Annotated in this window: 16 protein-coding genes and 1 pseudogene; 7 read left to right on the top strand and 10 right to left on the bottom strand. The window is 44.0% G+C overall.

Annotated elements, in window-relative coordinates; genetic code table 11:
- The first annotated feature begins 80 nt into the window (after positions 1-80).
- The 3 genes and pseudogenes from NXS07_RS05670 to NXS07_RS05660 form a co-directional block, all read left to right on the top strand.
- A complete protein-coding gene (locus NXS07_RS05670; RefSeq protein ID WP_230581099.1) occupies positions 81-368 on the top strand; it encodes a GNAT family N-acetyltransferase in 288 nt (95 codons plus the stop codon).
- 404 nt (positions 369-772) lie between these two features.
- Positions 773-2,059, top strand: a complete 1,287-nt coding sequence (gene cml, locus NXS07_RS05665) for a CmlA/FloR family chloramphenicol efflux MFS transporter (RefSeq protein WP_258086344.1) — start codon at positions 773-775, stop codon at positions 2,057-2,059.
- A pseudogene (locus NXS07_RS05660) lies at positions 2,028-2,138 on the top strand (transposase); the annotation flags it as partial. The gene cml and the pseudogene NXS07_RS05660, both read left to right, overlap by 32 nt.
- Before the next feature lie 110 nt (positions 2,139-2,248).
- Here NXS07_RS05660 and NXS07_RS05655 read toward each other — a convergent pair.
- Entirely contained in the window at positions 2,249-3,259 is a 1,011-nt protein-coding gene (locus NXS07_RS05655; protein WP_258086343.1) for a Gfo/Idh/MocA family protein, read from the bottom strand.
- A gap of 270 nt (positions 3,260-3,529) precedes the next feature.
- Between NXS07_RS05655 and NXS07_RS05650 the strand changes: the two genes are divergently transcribed.
- Entirely contained in the window at positions 3,530-5,125 is a 1,596-nt protein-coding gene (locus tag NXS07_RS05650; protein WP_238125526.1) for an ABC-F family ATPase, read from the top strand.
- A gap of 179 nt (positions 5,126-5,304) precedes the next feature.
- On the opposite strand, the gene NXS07_RS05645 is transcribed toward NXS07_RS05650, so the two are convergent.
- From NXS07_RS05645 to moeA, 6 genes are all read right to left on the bottom strand, one after another.
- Complete coding sequence (locus NXS07_RS05645; protein ID WP_258086342.1) at positions 5,305-6,048, bottom strand: metallophosphoesterase family protein; 744 nt, start codon at positions 6,046-6,048, stop codon at positions 5,305-5,307.
- Complete coding sequence (locus NXS07_RS05640; RefSeq protein ID WP_258086341.1) at positions 6,045-6,743, bottom strand: VUT family protein; 699 nt, start codon at positions 6,741-6,743, stop codon at positions 6,045-6,047. The genes NXS07_RS05645 and NXS07_RS05640 overlap by 4 nt, the downstream gene beginning before the upstream one ends.
- Positions 6,740-7,222, bottom strand: coding sequence for a hypothetical protein (locus NXS07_RS05635; protein WP_038218557.1), 483 nt, complete (start codon positions 7,220-7,222; stop codon positions 6,740-6,742). Before NXS07_RS05635 ends, NXS07_RS05640 begins: the two co-directional genes overlap by 4 nt.
- Positions 7,223-7,231: 9 nt before the next feature.
- Positions 7,232-7,885, bottom strand: a complete 654-nt coding sequence (locus NXS07_RS05630) for a helix-turn-helix domain-containing protein (RefSeq protein ID WP_230579627.1) — start codon at positions 7,883-7,885, stop codon at positions 7,232-7,234.
- Between the two features lie 299 nt (positions 7,886-8,184).
- Entirely contained in the window at positions 8,185-8,937 is a 753-nt protein-coding gene (moeB, locus tag NXS07_RS05625; RefSeq protein ID WP_258086340.1) for a molybdopterin-synthase adenylyltransferase MoeB, read from the bottom strand.
- Between the two features lie 14 nt (positions 8,938-8,951).
- Entirely contained in the window at positions 8,952-10,193 is a 1,242-nt protein-coding gene (gene moeA / locus NXS07_RS05620) for a molybdopterin molybdotransferase MoeA (protein ID WP_258086339.1), read from the bottom strand.
- A gap of 203 nt (positions 10,194-10,396) precedes the next feature.
- Between moeA and NXS07_RS05615 the strand changes: the two genes are divergently transcribed.
- The 3 genes from NXS07_RS05615 to yeiB all read left to right on the top strand — a co-directional run bounded on the left by NXS07_RS05615 (position 10,397) and on the right by yeiB (position 13,628).
- A complete protein-coding gene (locus NXS07_RS05615) occupies positions 10,397-11,575 on the top strand; it encodes a YbfB/YjiJ family MFS transporter (protein WP_258086338.1) in 1,179 nt (392 codons plus the stop codon).
- A gap of 217 nt (positions 11,576-11,792) precedes the next feature.
- Positions 11,793-12,461, top strand: coding sequence for a GTP cyclohydrolase I FolE (gene folE, locus NXS07_RS05610; RefSeq protein WP_038197126.1), 669 nt, complete (start codon positions 11,793-11,795; stop codon positions 12,459-12,461).
- Between the two features lie 15 nt (positions 12,462-12,476).
- Positions 12,477-13,628 carry a DUF418 domain-containing protein YeiB gene (yeiB, locus tag NXS07_RS05605; protein WP_258086337.1) on the top strand — a complete coding sequence of 384 codons (1,152 nt, stop codon included), beginning with the start codon at positions 12,477-12,479 and terminating at the stop codon, positions 13,626-13,628.
- A 51-nt stretch (positions 13,629-13,679) separates the two neighbouring features.
- Here yeiB and sanA read toward each other — a convergent pair whose 3' ends face one another.
- The 3 genes from sanA to cdd all read right to left on the bottom strand — a co-directional run bounded on the left by sanA (position 13,680) and on the right by cdd (position 17,394).
- On the bottom strand, positions 13,680-14,399 hold the full coding sequence (gene sanA, locus NXS07_RS05600) for an outer membrane permeability protein SanA (protein WP_038218548.1): 720 nt from the start codon (positions 14,397-14,399) through the stop codon (positions 13,680-13,682).
- A 142-nt stretch (positions 14,400-14,541) separates the two neighbouring features.
- The gene (locus NXS07_RS05595; protein WP_258086336.1) at positions 14,542-16,239 is read right to left on the bottom strand and encodes an NAD-dependent malic enzyme; all 1,698 of its coding nucleotides are present in this window, start codon (positions 16,237-16,239) and stop codon (positions 14,542-14,544) included.
- A gap of 270 nt (positions 16,240-16,509) precedes the next feature.
- Positions 16,510-17,394 carry a cytidine deaminase gene (cdd, locus tag NXS07_RS05590; protein ID WP_038218544.1) on the bottom strand — a complete coding sequence of 295 codons (885 nt, stop codon included), beginning with the start codon at positions 17,392-17,394 and terminating at the stop codon, positions 16,510-16,512.
- Between the last annotated feature and the right edge of the window lie 110 nt (positions 17,395-17,504).

Here is a 17,504-nt window from a genome sequence, read left to right as displayed (position 1 = left end):
AGCGAAACAGGTGCAACTCAACTGTATTATCAGTTGTGTAACGTATAATCAAAAAGTAATGATTGAACTGGCAGAGGATTTTGTGGCACTACCCGGCGGTTTTTTCCATTGCGCAAGAGCAAAATACACCGCCGTTTAATTGTTTGATACCACGAAATTATGGTTATATTTTTGATTTGATCGTCAGTCAGGATGCCAGAAGCCAAGGAATTGGCCAGCGACTGTTGGTTGGAATGAAAAAATGGGCGCAGGAAAATAATTATTCGCATCTGGAATTGACAGTCTTGTCGCACAATGTTGAAGCCATTCGTTTTTATGAAAGAGAAGGATATAACGAAATCAATAAATTGATGGCAATTACTCTGTAATAAATTAACAGTCTATTTTACTATCAGAATAATATTCTGATAGTTGATATTTTTTTATTTCTACTGTTGTCATTTTTAACATTAATGTTTTTCAAACCCTTGCTAAAAAAATATTTTTATTCCAGAATTAGATGACATCATAGGATAAATTTCATCATTATGTGATCTACTCATAACATAATCGTGTGATTAATACAGGGATGATATTGTTAAGGTTCTTCGCATCTTAGTGTGAAGATTGTTACGATATGGATTCATTCATGAGATAACTCGCATATGAGCACTACCGAGAAAGCAGAGAAATAAGCCGCGGCAGCCATAGTTTTTCGGTTGTTGCGGTGTTCTCAAGAACCACATCGTTCTACGAGAGTACCGCCAAATCCTTCACTTGAGGAGATGGGCTCGTGCACTCAAAAGATTTTTCTTGGCGATATTCTCTTACCGCCACAATATTACTGTTATCACCATTCGATTTACTGGCATCACTGGGCATGGATATGTATCTGCCGGTAGTGCCTTTCATAGCCGGTGTACTTGGTGCCGGAGCAGGGACGATCCAGCTAACGTTGACGGCATACCTGGTTCTGTTAGGAGCCGGTCAGCTTCTATTCGGCCCGCTGTCAGATCGGCTTGGTCGCCGCCCTGTTTTACTTAGTGGTGGGATTGTTTACATTGTGGCTTCATTCGGTCTCACCGTCGCTTCATCACCAGAAATTTTTCTGAGCTTCCGGGTTATTCAAGCCTGCGGTGCTTCGGCATGTCTCGTAGCCACTTTCGCGACTATACGCGACATCTATTCGGGCCGTGAGGAAAGCAACATCATCTATGGCTTGCTCAGCTCTATGCTTGCTATGGTTCCGGCAGTAGGCCCACTGCTAGGAGTGTTGGTTGACACCTGGCTGGGGTGGCGCGCAATCTTTGGTTTGCTAGGAGGCGCAATGACAGTAGCTGTTATTGCCGCCTGGCAACTCTGGCCAGAGACCCGATGGCAACGGAAGTCAGACTTGCAGTGGTCGCAGTTACTTCTTCCTGTAAAACGCCTGAATTTCTGGCTGTACACGCTTTGCTACAGCGCAGGAATGGGTAGCTTCTTCGTCTTTCTTTCGACTGCCCCCTGGTTAATGATGGGCCGACAAGGGTTATCGCAGCTTACCTTCAGCTTGTTATTTGCAACAGTGGCTATCGCTATGATGGTGACTTCGCGGATCGTGGGAGGTCTGGTTGTCCGGTGGGGAAGCCTGAACATGTTACGGGCGGGAATGTGCTGCCTGATGGCAGGAGCACTGCTGCTGGCTGTTGGAGAGACACTTATACCTAAATCGGTATTTGGCTTTATCGTCCCAATGTGGCTTGTCGGTGTGGGTATCGCTACTGCGGTTTCTGTGGCGCCTAATGGTGCGCTTCGAGGTTTCGATCATATGGCTGGGACGGCTACAGCAGTTTACTTCTGCTTGGGGGGGCTACTGTTAGGGGGGAGCGGAACGCTTGCCATTACACTTTTATCCAGCGCTACTGCCTGGCTGATTATCGCTTATTGCCTAATCTTAGCAACAGCAGCGCTTTGTCTGTCCTGCTTTAATTCCAACAGACGCGATATTAGCAGTGAAGAGCATGATGCTCTTGTGCCACGGGGAATGGGTAGTTCGCAGTCGGACAATAGAGGGCATGAACCATCGGATAAAAGTCATTAAGCGGATGGCTTACGGATACCGCGACACGGATTACTTCTTTCTGAGGATTCGTGCCGCGTCTCCCGGCAAAGTGCGATGAACCATTTTTAATTATTAAATTAACTCTGACCATCAATATGGTGAAATAACAAAACGACTTAATCTTGGGGCAATGATATTACTTTGGCCAGCCAATGCTGGCCTGACGGGTTATTTTTCTTTGTTTTCTATGTATAGGGCAGTTTGATACTCTTTTAGGACTTCATCAATAACCCAACTGGTTCTTGCGGCGGCTTCCCCATTGGATGAACTGATATTATTGCGCTGTAATTGATGTATAACCGTTTGAATAAATGGCATCTGAATATGTTTGGGATTTTCAAAATGGAATTGGTGCAGCTGATTATTTTCGTCATAATATGAAATAGCTGCATCACCGAATGTCGCAAACGCTATTTTGCCTTTCGTGCCGATAATTTCTACCTTATCTTCACGGGTGCCAGCGGCAAAATTCCATATACCAACGCCTTGGATATGGTTTTCAAACATAAATGACATTGAGACACAATCTTCCGCCGGATAGGCTTTTGCCTGTGAATTGGCATGCCCTTTGACCGAAATGATTTTTCCCAACAGAAAATCTAATATATCAAGTGTATGGCAGGCTAAATCAACAAATAACCCACCACCGGATATTTCTGGTTTTACGAACCAGGGTAAATTATCAGGATCTTGGTAGCGAGATTCCATTTCTCTGAAGAGTTGGCAATTTACAATGCGCGGAGTACCAATGGCACCAGAATCAATTAATTCTTTTATCTTTAGGAATCTTGGTAGTGCCCTTCGATAATAAGCGACAAACAGTGGCACATTCTGAGATTGGCAGGCAGCGATCATTTCATTACATTCTTCAAATGTCAGCGCCATGGGTTTTTCAACATACACTATTTTTCCGGCTTGTGCGGCTAATAGAGTATATTCTTTGTGTGTCGAGGGCGGTGTCGCAATGTATATCGCATCAATTTCAGGATCATTAACCAGCGATTCGGCATCAGAATACCACTTTGGGACATTATGCCGTTTGGCAAATTCTTTTGCTAAATCTGCGTTGCGCCGCATAACTGCAATTAATTCTGAACCCTCCAGTTTATAAAAAGCAGGGCCACTTTTTACTTCTGTTACATCACCACAACCAATAATACCCCATCTGATTTTTTGCATTTTCTTTTTCCGGTATATCAAATTGTTGAGCCGCAAAATTTATCGAAAGTCTATAATAATTATTGGCCTTATTCTATGCTTTCTTAGCGGACAACTTAGGTCGTTTTATAAGAAAATTTTATTTATCTTTTTTATGTGAACGGGGTCTGTGTTTTGGTTTTTGAGATAGAGGTCGAGGTATTCTGGCGATACTTTTTTCTTGTTGTGGCATAATGCGCGACTATCGATTTTTTTCCAAATTCCCTTTTATCCACTTTAAGAGCAAAAGTTGTGTTAAGTACAAACAACATCACCATGCAGTTTGGCAGTAAGCCACTATTTGAAAACATTTCTGCCAAATTCGGCAACGGCAATCGTTATGGTCTGATTGGCGCGAATGGGGCGGGTAAGTCTACTTTTATGAAAATCCTGGGTGGAGATTTAACGCCAACCGCCGGTAATGTCAGTCTTGATCCCAATGAGCGGTTGGGTAAGCTGCGTCAGGATCAGTTCGCTTTCGAAACCTACACGGTGCTGGATACGGTCATCATGGGGCACGCGGAACTGTGGGAAGTGAAACAGGAACGTGACCGCATTTATGCCTTGGCAGAAATGAGCGAAGAAGATGGCTATCGTGTGGCTGATCTGGAGGTCGCCTACGGTGAAATGGATGGCTATAGTGCAGAGGCACGTGCGGGAGAATTGCTGCTCGGTGTCGGTATCCCTGTGGATCAGCATTATGGTTTGATGAACGCGGTGGCACCGGGTTGGAAATTGCGTGTCTTGCTGGCACAGGCACTGTTTTCTAATCCTGATGTTCTGCTGCTCGATGAGCCAACCAACAACTTGGATATCAATACTATCCGCTGGCTGGAACAAGTGCTCAACGAACGCAACAGCACTATGATTATTATTTCCCATGACCGCCATTTCCTGAATATGGTCTGTACCCACATGGCAGATCTGGATTATGGCGCATTGCGTCTGTTCCCGGGGAACTATGATGAATACATGACTGCGGCGACGCAGGCTCGTGAACGTCAGTTGGCAGACAACGCCAAGAAAAAGGCACAGATTGCCGATTTACAGTCATTTGTTAGTCGTTTCAGTGCCAATGCGTCTAAGTCTAAGCAGGCAACGTCCCGTGCTCGTCAGATTGACAAAATCCAGTTAGAAGAAGTGAAAGCTTCCAGCCGTCAAAACCCATATATCCGCTTTGAGCAGGAGAAAAAACTGTTCCGTAATGCGCTAGAGTTGGAAGGTGTAACCAAGGGCTATGATAACGAACCACTGTTTAAGAACCTGAACCTGCTGATGGAAGTTGGCGAAAAAATGGCGGTTATTGGTGAAAACGGCATCGGTAAAACTACGCTGCTGAAAACGCTGGTAGGTGAAGCAGAGCCGAGCAGCGGTACGATCAAATGGTCTGAAAATAATACGATTGGCTATTATGCGCAGGATCACGCTAGCGATTTTGACTGCGATCTGACGGTATTTGAATGGATGAGTCAGTGGAAGCGCGAAGGAGACGATGAGCAGGCCGTGCGTGGTGCGCTGGGACGCTTGTTGTTTGGCCAGGATGACATCAAGAAGAAGGTCAAGGTACTGTCCGGTGGTGAACAAGGACGGATGCTGTTCGGTAAGCTGATGATGCACAAACCGAATATTCTGATTATGGATGAGCCAACCAACCATCTGGATATGGAATCCATCGAATCCCTTAACCTTGCGCTGGAACTCTACCAAGGTACGTTGATTTTCGTTTCCCATGACCGTTCATTTGTTAGCTCATTAGCAAGCCGTATTTTAGAAATTAAATCCGACAAAGTGGTTGATTTCAGAGGTACTTATGATGAGTATCTGAGAAGCCAGGGAATTGCTGAGTAAAGCCTTTTTTCTGCCCGCATGAATCTTAAAAGAGAATATTATTTTTCAGTTTGAGGATTGGGGGCGGAATGGCTGAAGTGAATACAAGGATGTAATTCCCCGATAAAGTACCCTATCAGGTATCAACCAATAAGTAAGCGCCTCATATGAAGCGCTTTTTTATTTGCCATTATTGACGATTAATAAATACATGACGTTATAGATAAATCTGGCACAAAATCTATAACATTAAAGCCAAAGCCTTTTGATATTTTCACTGTATCGGTGCCTGATAACCATTGAAATGAAACAGCAGGAGAAACACATGCTGTCATATTATTATGATGCCAAATGCGTGGTGTGTGCGCATGACCGCTACCAATAAATTTAACCTTATGTTTCTCACAAAGTTCCAATACTGCTTTGGCATTGTTCAGCATGCAGCTATCTACAATTGGCGTACCAACCGGCATGGCATGATGATGCATAAATATGGCGATATTAAAATTTCTGTTTGTGATAATTTTTCTTTCTAATTCAGCAAGGTTATCTTGAGTTATAAAACCATAATCTTCTCCTTCAACGACAGTGTCGACGGAAGTCATATACCAATTATTGTTATTATATTCACGGGAGGTAATAATGTATTTTGGTTTTTCTTCCGCCAGTGCTATTTCAAAGTTTTTATTGAGATCATGATTGCCGAGTATGGAAATATAAGGTATTTTTAGTGACTCCATTCTATTTAAAAAATATCTGTAGGCGTCAATATCACCGTCATTTGCAATATCACCGGATACGATAATTAACTCTATCCCAGTAAGATTCTGTATTCTACGTATTTCCTCACAAACAAAATCAAAGTTATCATAAGGATTTACATCAAATAGTTTTTTATCTCTGTTTCTGGTCAGATGTATGTCTGTCAAATTAACAACTTTCATTTTTTATTACCTCTGAGGAAAAATGGATTGTATGATATGCCCCAATCATATACATCAGCCGACTCTAATTTTTTTATCTTATCCGCTAAGATGATCCCTATAGGCAGAAGAATAATGGACATTACGACTTTGTAAGACCATGTTGTTGTGATTATTGTTATTAATTCATTGAAATTATATTTTGAAGAGAGGCTTATAGGATAAGCTGATAACAGAAGAGCCGCCTGAGTCGTCATCGAGGCAATGAGATACCTGATGAAAAAGAACCTGCCAAGAAAGACTTTTTTCAGGCTGGATATAACAAATCCGTTAATAAAGTAAGAAATGGGTACAGAAGTCCATGTCCCTACCATAACACGCCAAAATTCTCCGAATAATGACTTAAAGTTCATTGATATTTGATTGTTTTCGGGTTGCATATGCGATGCTACAAAGATAACCATGACAAAGATTGATTGGCATAACACCATGATCCAGACCGTTTTTACGCCTTGTCTGTATCCATAAACCTCCGTCTGAATCGTGGATATAAGAAAGTAGAACGAGAACAAAATTCCACTAAATGTAATTTTAAAATCATAAAAGTCTAGTGTTTTATATACAAGAACATCACAAGTTATCATTATTGTTACAGATAGAGAAACAAACAACGAATCATACTTAAACCTTGAATGAGTGGGATAATTCTGAGTCATTTTATTACCTTTAAATTTGGAGATTTAGAGGGTTTTATTTTTTCAGCTTTTGAGATATCGTCAGAAATTTTCCTTCCATCCTTTAATCCTGACATATAGGCTATTCTCACAAGGCTCGTCGGATCTATTTTTTCTACTATATTCTGTTCTATAAGCAGTTCTTTTCCATGAATTTGTCTGCGAGAATACGCATTCTGTATGATAAATGAAAGATCTCTCCTCTCCTCTATGATTTTGAATTTTTGTTTTTCTCTCATATCATATTCTTCAAACCTTGCTATGAATATGATATCTTCAGGGTTGATATTGTATAATAAATCGCCGTCAAAAATATCTTCTGCTTTTGCTTTTATGCATGTATGGGTGCCTAGCTCTTTCAAGATATAAAATCCGTTTTCCTTTATGGGCTCGAATTTTTGTAAACTGTATATATAACGAGTTTCGAATATTTTTTTGAGAAAACTTATTATTTTACCCACAATTAAATCCTATTTTAAGTTTCTAATCGACCTAATTACAACTCCAATTATTGTGTAATTCTGCGTTAAAACCGTTTTCCGTTCGTTCTCAATGCCTAATATTGAAAAGTAAATTCCACTTTCGCCGACAAAAACTTGTCTAAAACAAATGGGAGCATCTTTAATTTTTACGAGAACGACATCACTGTCACAAACTGCCTCGGTTTTAGAAACTATTGCGATGGTGTTGCTGTCAAAATAGGGAAATAAAAGGTTATTTCCAAATTCTACGGCAAAAAGAGAATCTTCATGATTATCCTGAATACTGAGCTTATATAAATTTTTGGTGATTATTTTGCCAGATACGTAACCATCCAATTCATCATACCTAACCAGAGGTACTGAGGAGATAATTTCTTCATTTCCATTTGATTCAGATAATTTCCCGTCGGTAATTTCACCCACATTGACACCAAATACATCTGCAATTGATGAAACAGTAGCAATAGTGGGGTTTCCAACTCCACGTCTGAGGCTGTTGATAGTCGCAATTCCGAGACCTGTTAATCTGCTCAGAGTCTGTGAGTCTATGTTGTTATTTTTCATCAAAAAATCAATATTTTTAGCAATGTTGGATAACAAGGCATCAGCTTCAGTTGATTTTTTACCATTCAGTTCTTGCATTATATAATCTCGTTGATATTATATTATCATTGATGGTGCTTTATAATACTATGTTATCTATTAAGATTTTATAATACAAGACCAGGGAAATCTCACCATAGCTCGAATACGATTCTAAGGAAGGAATATAAAAGAAGGGAGTAATGTCTGTATGTGGTCATCACATGAGTATTCGGGTAAAGAAATTTGATCTTCATCAGATAACGTTATCAAATCATCATCAATATTTTTATTCCCCTTAACCCGCGTTTTTTCAGGTAGGAAAGGCAGTGAGTATAGAATAGGGTTTGTTGTTAAAATTAGCTCTGGCAAACCTCACACTGAGGATCTTTAGGCAGCCTGATCTCACGAAATTGCAGGGTCATGGCATCGAACAATAGCACTTTGCCACGGCTGACTTTCCCGCATTGAGTCAGTAATTTAATCGCTTCCATCGCTTGCAGGGAGCCGATAATTCCCACCAGTGGCGCCATCACGCCCGCTTCAACACAGGTCAGGCTGTTTTCACCAAATAATCGGCTCAAGCAGCGATAACAGGGTTCATCCGGTTGATAAGTAAACACGGCCAGTTGCCCTTCCATGCGAATAGCAGCACCGGAAACCAAGGGAACTTTACGCCCGTAACACAGGCGGTTGAGCTGTTCGCGAATGGCAACGTTATCCGTACAATCCAGAATAAGATCATGTCGGCCAATCAATTCATCCAGTGATGGATCATCCAATAATCCCTCAATGGGATGTAAGGTGACGTGCGGGTTTATTTCCCGCAGTGTCTGGGCGGCCGAATGCACTTTGGGCATACCGATGCGCTCATCGCGATGAAGGATTTGTCGTTGCAGGTTGGAGAGGGAAACGGCATCAAAATCCAGCAGGGTGATTGCCCCAACGCCAGCCGAAGTAAGATACTGGGAGGCGGCACAGCCGAGACCGCCCACACCGACAATCAACACTTTGGCTGATTTTAACTTTTCCTGTCCGTCAAAATCGAAATCATGCAGGACAATCTGCCGATTGTAGCGCAGGATTTCTTCATCGGTGAGCTCGATAGCCATTATTTTTCCGTTAGTTATTGGTTTTTCAGTAAGTGGTTGAAAAATTCGATTTGCACTGTTTCGCCAGTCGTAATGTGTCCACGCTCTCGTTCCAGCACAATAAAGCAATTACCGAGGCTATATGAGCTGAAAATGTGGGAACCCTGATGCCCGGTGGTTTGTACTTCTAATTCGCCATGTTCATTAATGGAAGCGTTGCCGCGTTGGAAATCCAGCCTGCCTGGGGACTTTTTCAGTGGTGTGATGGCCTTAGCATTGAGGCGCATTGGCGCTTGCCATGCTGTAAAACCTGACAGACGGGCAATCAGCGGTTGTACCAGTTGATAAAAAGTCAGCACGGCTGAGACAGGATTTCCCGGTAAACCACAGAACCACGCGTTTTCCAATTTGCCAAACGCAAAAGGCTTGCCGGGCTTAATCGCCAGTTTCCAGAAATTGATTTTGCCAACTTCTTCCAGAATCGCTTTGGTGTAATCGGCTTCACCGACAGAAACCCCGCCACTGCTAATCACTAAATCTGCTTGTTTATCGGCTTTGGCAAAGGCATCGCGCAATGCGTCAGGATCATCGGAAATCACACCGAGATCGATTACCTCACAGTCTAGTTTTTCCAGCATCAGGCGCACAGCAAAACGGTTAGTGTCGTAAATTTGACCTGCCTGTAATGGCTCACCAATCGCCTGTAATTCGTCACCTGTAGAAAAAATGGCAACCTTCAACCTGCGAATAACCTTAACCTTTGCAATGCCCAGAGAGGCGATCACCGGCAACTGTGCTGTGGATAGTTTGGTTCCTTTTGGCAATACGACCGCATTCTGAGCGATATCTTCTCCAATGGTACGAATATTCTGCCCTGGTTGAGCGGGATAGGGGAATCGAATACCTGCTTCTGTAACTTCAGCCTGTTCCTGCATTATCACCGCATCGGCACCAGCGGGAATGGGAGCGCCAGTCATGATACGAATGCAACTGCCGGCAAGCCATTCTCCTTGAAACGGCGCACCAGCGAATGCCTTGCCTGCTATTGGCAAAGCCTGATTTCCGTTTAGATCGGCAAGACGAACAGCATAACCATCCATTGCTGAGTTATCGAAAGAGGGAACGTTGATTGGCGAAATAATATCTGTAGCGGTGATCCGGCCAGCGGCTTGCATCAGGCTGATGGTCTCTGTGTGAGTCAGGGCAACAGCTTGTGCCAATAGTTTTTCCAGCGCTTGTTCGAGCGAGATTAAGCCTGAGGTATGACAATGATCCATAAAGAACTCCCAATATGCCGCCGATAGCGGATAAACGTTTATTCCTGTGCTGGCCGCATTATGGCAAAGATCGCTTTGATGGGGAATTGTTGTCATATCAGAGAAAAAACGAAATGTTAAGAAAAGACGTGTATTATATTTATGATTTGTTATAACTGAATAATGTTAATTAAAACAATTAATCCCATTATTTTTTAATCACTATGAGAAATCAAATCATCACTTCTGGCCGTCGTCATTATCAAGCCTTCCAAATTGCATTGAGCGGTTTTCTCGCTTTAGTTGTTGCAATGGGAATAGGACGCTTCACTTTTACTCCACAAGTTCCGCTGATGATTGCTGAATTCCAATTTACACTGACGGGAGCGGGAATTGTTGCTGCATTTAATTACCTTGGTTATCTGGCTGGCTCTTATGATGCGATGCGAGCACAGCGATTCGTGGAATACCGCCTGTGGAGTGGGCTGTGGGGGGCGGTGATGATCACGTTGCTTTCGGCCCTGCTGGATGGGCCAATATTGCATAGTATTGCTCGTTTCTTTATTGGCTGGGCGAGTGGTTGGACGTTGGTATTGGTCGCTGCATGGGCGAACGATGAACTGGCAAAACTGCATCGGCCGGGATTGAGTGCCGCTGTCTTTGCCGGAACCGGAATAGGGATTTTAATCAGTGGTGTGCTGGCTGTTGCTATTCAATCTTGGGAGATGAGTGCAGCCAACGCTTGGGTGATTTATGGCATGTTGGCGTTGTTATGCAGTATCTATGTCAGCCGCTATCTGCCTCGTCGTGGTGAACTGCACCGCCCACAGACTAACATCCAAAAACTTACTCTGACACCGGAAATCAAACGGTTGATATGGAGCTACAGCCTGGCTGGATTTGGTTATATCCTACCCGCCACATTCCTTTCTCAAATGGCAACAGAGCGTTTTCCTGACAGCCTGTTTGCACAATTTGTCTGGCCGATATTTGGTGGCGCTTCTGTACTCGGCATTGTACTGGGAATTTTGTTGAGCCATGTATCGACGACTCAAATCCGTTTGGCGATCACCTTGTGGCTTCAGGCAATTGGCATATTGATTGCTGAAGTGCTGCCGGGTATTGGAGGCCTTGTGATCGGGGCATTGCTGGTGGGTGGTGGGTTTATGTGTGTCGTGCAACTGGCCTTGTTGTATGGGCGTGAATTAGCGCCGAATCAGGCTCGTTATATGGCGGGGCTGCTGACCACGGGTTATGCGCTGGGGCAATTAGTCGGGCCAATGTTGTCAGCTATTTCGACGTGGCTGACGGGCAAACTGGAGCCTGCTTTGTATATCGCATTTATTGGCCTGGTCGTTGCGGGATTACTGGTATTCAGGCGCAATCAGATCCACAGTGAGTAATCCAAATTTGGCGCATTGATAACGTGCAGATAGAGTTGTACACAGATACAATGTAAACACATACCACGCGAGTGGATACCATGCCAGCAGGTGTTTTGTGAATCCGTATTGTATGAACCCGTATTGTATGTAAGGTGTTAGATTCACAGATATCTGCGTAAAATATGCGTCTCGATTCCCCGTCAAGTAACGGAAAGTATTATTCTTGGAGAAACTGATGTCATCCCTAAGTACAGAAGCTGCGCTGGTGCACTCGGCACTGGTCTCCCGTGGCCTTGAAACCCCATTGCGTGAACAAACTCTGGAACCAGAAGTGCGTAAGGTACGGATTCAGGAACACATGACAGAAATTATGAAACTGTTAAATCTCGATTTGAGTGATGACAGTCTGGCGGATACGCCGAGTCGTATTGCGAAAATGTATGTAGATGAAATATTTTCAGGATTGGATTACAACAACTTTCCGAAAATCACCTTGATAGAAAATAAAATGAAAGTAGATGAGATGGTAACGGTGCGGGATATCACGCTGACCAGCACCTGTGAACACCATTTCGTCACTATCGATGGCAAAGCCACGGTTGCTTATATCCCTAAGGATAAGGTGATTGGCCTGTCGAAAATTAATCGGATCGTGCAATTTTTTGCGCAGCGCCCACAGGTGCAGGAGCGGTTGACACAGCAGATCCTGATTGCACTGCAAACGCTGCTCGGTACAAATAACGTTGCCATTTCCATTGATGCTGTTCATTACTGCGTGAAAGCCCGTGGCATCCGCGATGCGACCAGCACGACGACGACAACTTCTCTCGGCGGTTTGTTTAAATCTAGTCAGAATACACGACAGGAATTTCTGCGTGCCGTGCGTCACCTGCACTTATCATGATGAACTTTTATTGCCATGGAAAATAGTGAGGTAATGGGTCAGCGGATTGAGGCAATTGATAGTATGCGTGGTTTCGCTATTCTGGGAATATTAATTTTGAATATTTTCAGTTTTGCCTTGCCATATGCCGCTTCTATGAATCTTTTTTATAAAGATTCGATCTCATTTTCTGATGTGATGACATGGTCTGTCCTGAGTTTTTTTACTCAGGGAAAATTTTTATTCATTTTAACCTTGTTATTTGGTGCTTCACTTGAATTACTGTGGCAGCGGGGGAGTGAATGGAATATTCCCAGACTGATTATTCTGGCTGTTATTGGCTTGTTGCACGGTATCTTGCTGTGGGATGGTGATATTTTACTGTTATATGGCATTGTTGGTCTTTTGGCATGGCACTTTATCCATACTCGCCATAGATTGTTTGGTAAAGGAATTATTTTTTATCTGTTTGGTTTGATGATGTTTTATCTTCTGGGGTTGTTTCCAGTGGGAGAAAATAGTGCCTTCTGGCAGCCAACACCGCAGGATATATTTCATGAAAGTCATTGGAAAACCCAGGGTGGGTTATTGGCTATCGAGCATCGTTTTCGTCAGGTAAGTGGCATGATGATAGTGGTTATCGTGCAATATGGCTGGCAAATGGTTGGGACGATGCTCTGTGGGGCGATGTTGCTGCGCAATGGCTGGCTGAAAGGGGAGTTTAGCCTCAGTCATTACCGCAGGGTGGCATTATGGCTACTTCCGTTGGGTATGGTCATTCAGGTTATTGCTCTGTCAATACAGTGTTTATATCCCTTCAGCTATTTTGCCTCATGGACGATTCGTCATACTATCTCCGAACTGGCGACACCCTTGCTGGCATTGGCTTATATCGCGTTGATTTATGGTTTTTGGCCAATCATTTCCCATTGGCGAGTGAATTTCTGGTTACGACAAGTTGGCAGAATGGCGCTGACCAGTTACTTGCTGCAAACGTTGATTTGCACCACGATTTTTTATCGTTGGGGATTGTTTGATCAGTTTACCCGTTTGGAATTGCTGGTGTTTATTCCGTTGATCTGGGCCTTCAATATCTGGTTTGCCTGCTGGTGGTTAAAACGTTATCAGCAAGGGCCGATTGAAAAGCTCTGGCGTGGTTTAACCGGAAAACTGGCTGGCAGGGTTTAAGTGAAAAGGTAAGAGCCTATCCAATAGGCTCTTATTCTATTTCTACTTTTATTAACTGCGCGGCTTTTTCCCCAATTCCTGTAACTCTTCTGGCGATACGGCAGGATAGCCTTCAATACCTGTTGGAATGACAGTTTCGCTGGGAATCGGTGTTAATGGGCCTAAAAAGCGAGGTTCGCGTTTCAAAATATAGAGGTCAGCCAAGGCTCCGAGGCGTGCAAATACTTCCCTGAAACGTATGATCATCATATTTTTGGGAGAAGGGACGGCATAACATTGTGCGTCTATGCCCATATGCATGGCAATAAACAGGGCGCGTTCACAGTGGAAACGCTGAGTAATAATAGTAAAATTGTTGGCATTAAAGACCTTACGAGTTCTGACAATGGAATCCAACGTCCTAAAGCCAGCAAAATCCATTATCACTTTGGAAGCCGGAATTCCCGCCTTGATAAAATCTTTCTGCATTGTAATGGGTTCGTTATAACTGAGTTGGGCGTTATCTCCGCTCAGTAACAGGTAATTCACCTTCCCGCTGTTGTAGGCGTTAGCAGCCCCTTGAATACGGTAGAAATAGTACTGGTTATAGGCGCCGGATGTGTAATATTTGGACGTGCCGAGTACCATACCGACTTCTCGTTCAGGAAGCTGGCTGAGGTCATCATAAATATAGGGGGCGGTTTTCCAGCTAATCCAGCGGTCAAGCATAATGACTGTTAGCATTAGAACAGCCATGATGAAAACCAACCCGGTAATCAGGCGTTTCCACATTGTTTCTGTTTACCTTGTGTGTACTCATGATTCAATGTCTTAAAGGCTACTTTACTTGAAATATTGAAGCAAGTTTTCGGACTGTAATAAAAGCCTGCCAACGGTGCTGACAGGCTTGTAGCTGATCTTAGCAGGTCTTAGATCAGAATGAAGTGCGTTTATAGACGCGATATTCTGGTTTCCAGAAATTGCGCTCAATGGCTTGTTCTAGCGCATCTTCTGACGTGACGGTAGCCATGCCTTGAATCTGGGCTTTTTTCGCCACTTCTTTAGCTATTTTGCGGGAAACGTTTTGAATATCATCAATCGGTGGCAGTAATGGACCTGAACCCGTCTGTGCCAACGGTGAACAATCCGCCAATGCGCGGCTGGCTACCATCAACATATCATCCGTAACACGTCTGGCGCCGGAAGCAATGACGCCCAAACCGATGCCCGGGAAGATATAGGAGTTGTTGCACTGTGCGATTGGGTATTCTTGCCCATCATACTTCACAGGGGCAAATGGGCTGCCAGTCGCGACCAGCGCTTTGCCATCTGTCCAGTTAATGATGTCTTCAGGACGCGCTTCCACACGTGATGTCGGGTTGGACAGTGGCATGACGATTGGACGCTCACAATGTTTGTGCATTTCACGGATAATCTCTTCCGTGAACAGACCCGATTGGCCGGAAACACCAATCAAAACGGTAGGTTTGGCATTGCGAACCACATCCATCAGTGAAAGGCTGTCATTGCTGACATCCCATGATTGCAGGACGCTGCTTTTCTGTACCAGTACACTCTGGAAGTCCAGTAGGTTTGGCTGTTTATCAGTCAGCAGCCCAAAGCGATCAACCATGAACACGCGGGCGCGGGCCTGTTCATCGCTCAATCCTTCAGATTTCATCTGAGCGACGATCTGTTCGGCAATACCACAACCGGCAGAACCTGCTCCGAGGAAGGTCACGGTTTGATCTCTCAACTGGCGGCCAGCGGCGCGGCTGGCGGCAATCAGGCTGCCGAGGGCAACGGCTGCCGTGCCTTGAATATCATCATTGAAACAGCAAAGATCATGACGATAGCGTGTCAACAGCGGCATGGCGTTGGTTTGGGCAAAATCTTCAAATTGCAGCAGCACGTTTGGCCAGCGGCGTTTCACAGCCTGGATAAATTCATCGACAAATTCATCATATTCTTTGCCGGTAATGCGTGGATGACGCCAGCCCATATACAGTGGGTCATTCAAGCGCTGCGGGTTGTTTGTACCAACATCCAGTACAACTGGCAGGGTGTAAGCTGGGCTGATCCCACCACAAGAGGAATACAGCGAGAGTTTACCGATAGGAATACCCATGCCGCCAATGCCCTGATCTCCCAGACCAAGGATACGTTCACCATCGGTAACAACGATGACTTTAACATTCTGCTTGGTGGCATTTTGCAGCATGTCATCGATAGACGCTTTGTTTGGATAGGAAATAAACAGCCCACGGGCGCGGCGATAAATATCAGAGAAGTGTTCACATGCTTCACCCACCGTAGGGGTGTAGATGATAGGCATCATTTCGCTGAGATGGGCATCAAGAAGCCGATAGAACAGGGTTTCGTTGGTGTCCTGAATATTTCTTAAATAAATGTGTTTGTCACCGTCACTTTTAAAATCGCAAAATTGACGGTAGGCACGCTCGGCTTGTTCTTCTATCGTTTCAACTATCTGAGGTAATAAACCATGTAAGTTGAAATTGCTGCGTTCTTCTTCAGTAAAGGCACTGCCTTTATTCAGAAGAGGAAATTCCAACAAGATAGGGCCGGCATAGGGAATATAGAGAGGACGTTTACTTTCGTGTTCCAGTTCCATGATACTTACTCTTTGGACTAATCAATAACAAAATCAGCTGTAGATCCTAAGAAGATAAAAAAAATAAGTACAGTAAATGTTACTTAATTATGTTTATCATGAGCAAAAATGAGAGATAACTTACAGAATTAGCTAATTAAATGTTATGAGTTTTTTCGATTTTACCCCCTCCGAGCGATCCAGAGGGGAATTTTGCCATTTTGTTAAGTTATCTTTATTTCATGTTTGCCCGAATTTTTTGCTGAATTGTTGTTTTTTTGAGATGGGTAGTCAAAATCTATGGCATTCTATTTTGGTGCAACCGAGGGCAGTTAATGTGGATTCGGTCGCGTTTGATTGGGATAGATGGCTATTTTTTCCTTCCACTAGTATTGCCCGTTTGATGGACTGACAATTGCCACCAGACATATTCATTAAGATCAGGGCTGCCTGTAAAGGTGGTAGGCTTGGGTTAAATGCGGCATTTTCCGCATAGCGGCCGGTATAAACCTGATCTTGTTCATCCAGCAGCGCGATACCGGCATGGGATTGGCTGTAAGGAGCATGACTTTGGTTTGCTGCATCCAGTGCTGCCAGCACTAATGCGTCACAGGTATCCAATTGGTAGCCGTGATTGACGGTATCCAGCAGTAATGGTGCGTCCAGCAAATCGCGTGGGCCGAAGGCTTCCGGCAGGTAGTCAGCCAGCGTCAATCGTGGGCGGTTGGGTAAACAGACTTCCAATTGTGTTCCACTGTTCAATTCATTCATGAACTGGCGGCAGTGCCCACAAGGCGAATAATTGACGGTGATGGAAACCAGCTTTTTTTCACCGCGCAGCCAAGCATGGGTGATGGCTGATTGCTCGGCATGAACGGTTTGCTGCAAGGGGACTCCAGCAAATTCCATGTTGGCACCAAAATAAAGGTTGCCACTTTCTCCCCGTGCGATTGCCCCGACGTAAAAATGCGAGATAGGTGTAATGGCACAGGCCGCTGCAAGTGGTAATAGAGCAAGTGCCAGCGCATGATCATCAAAACCGCAGATTTGCCTGATTGATTCAACCTGCTCTGCGGTCAGCATCGCTGGAAAATCGTCATTGCCGATATAGGGTAACAGGGCTTCTTGCAGTTTAGGGGTAATTTCTGACCAAATAGCGTGAAAACGAGCTTGCATAGAATGATCTCCAAATTAATTGAAGGTCATTCTAGGATGTCTGCTCAGGTTTGTAATGTGATAAACGCCATATAATCAGTGAAATGAGTGTAATAGATACATTATTTTAG

Origin of the sequence: Xenorhabdus bovienii (assembly GCF_024721015.1) — a bacterium.
GTDB classification, from domain to species: Bacteria; Pseudomonadota; Gammaproteobacteria; order Enterobacterales; family Enterobacteriaceae; genus Xenorhabdus; species Xenorhabdus bovienii.
Note: the sequence above shows the minus strand (reverse complement) of the source record. Positions and strands in the feature narration are given on the sequence as shown.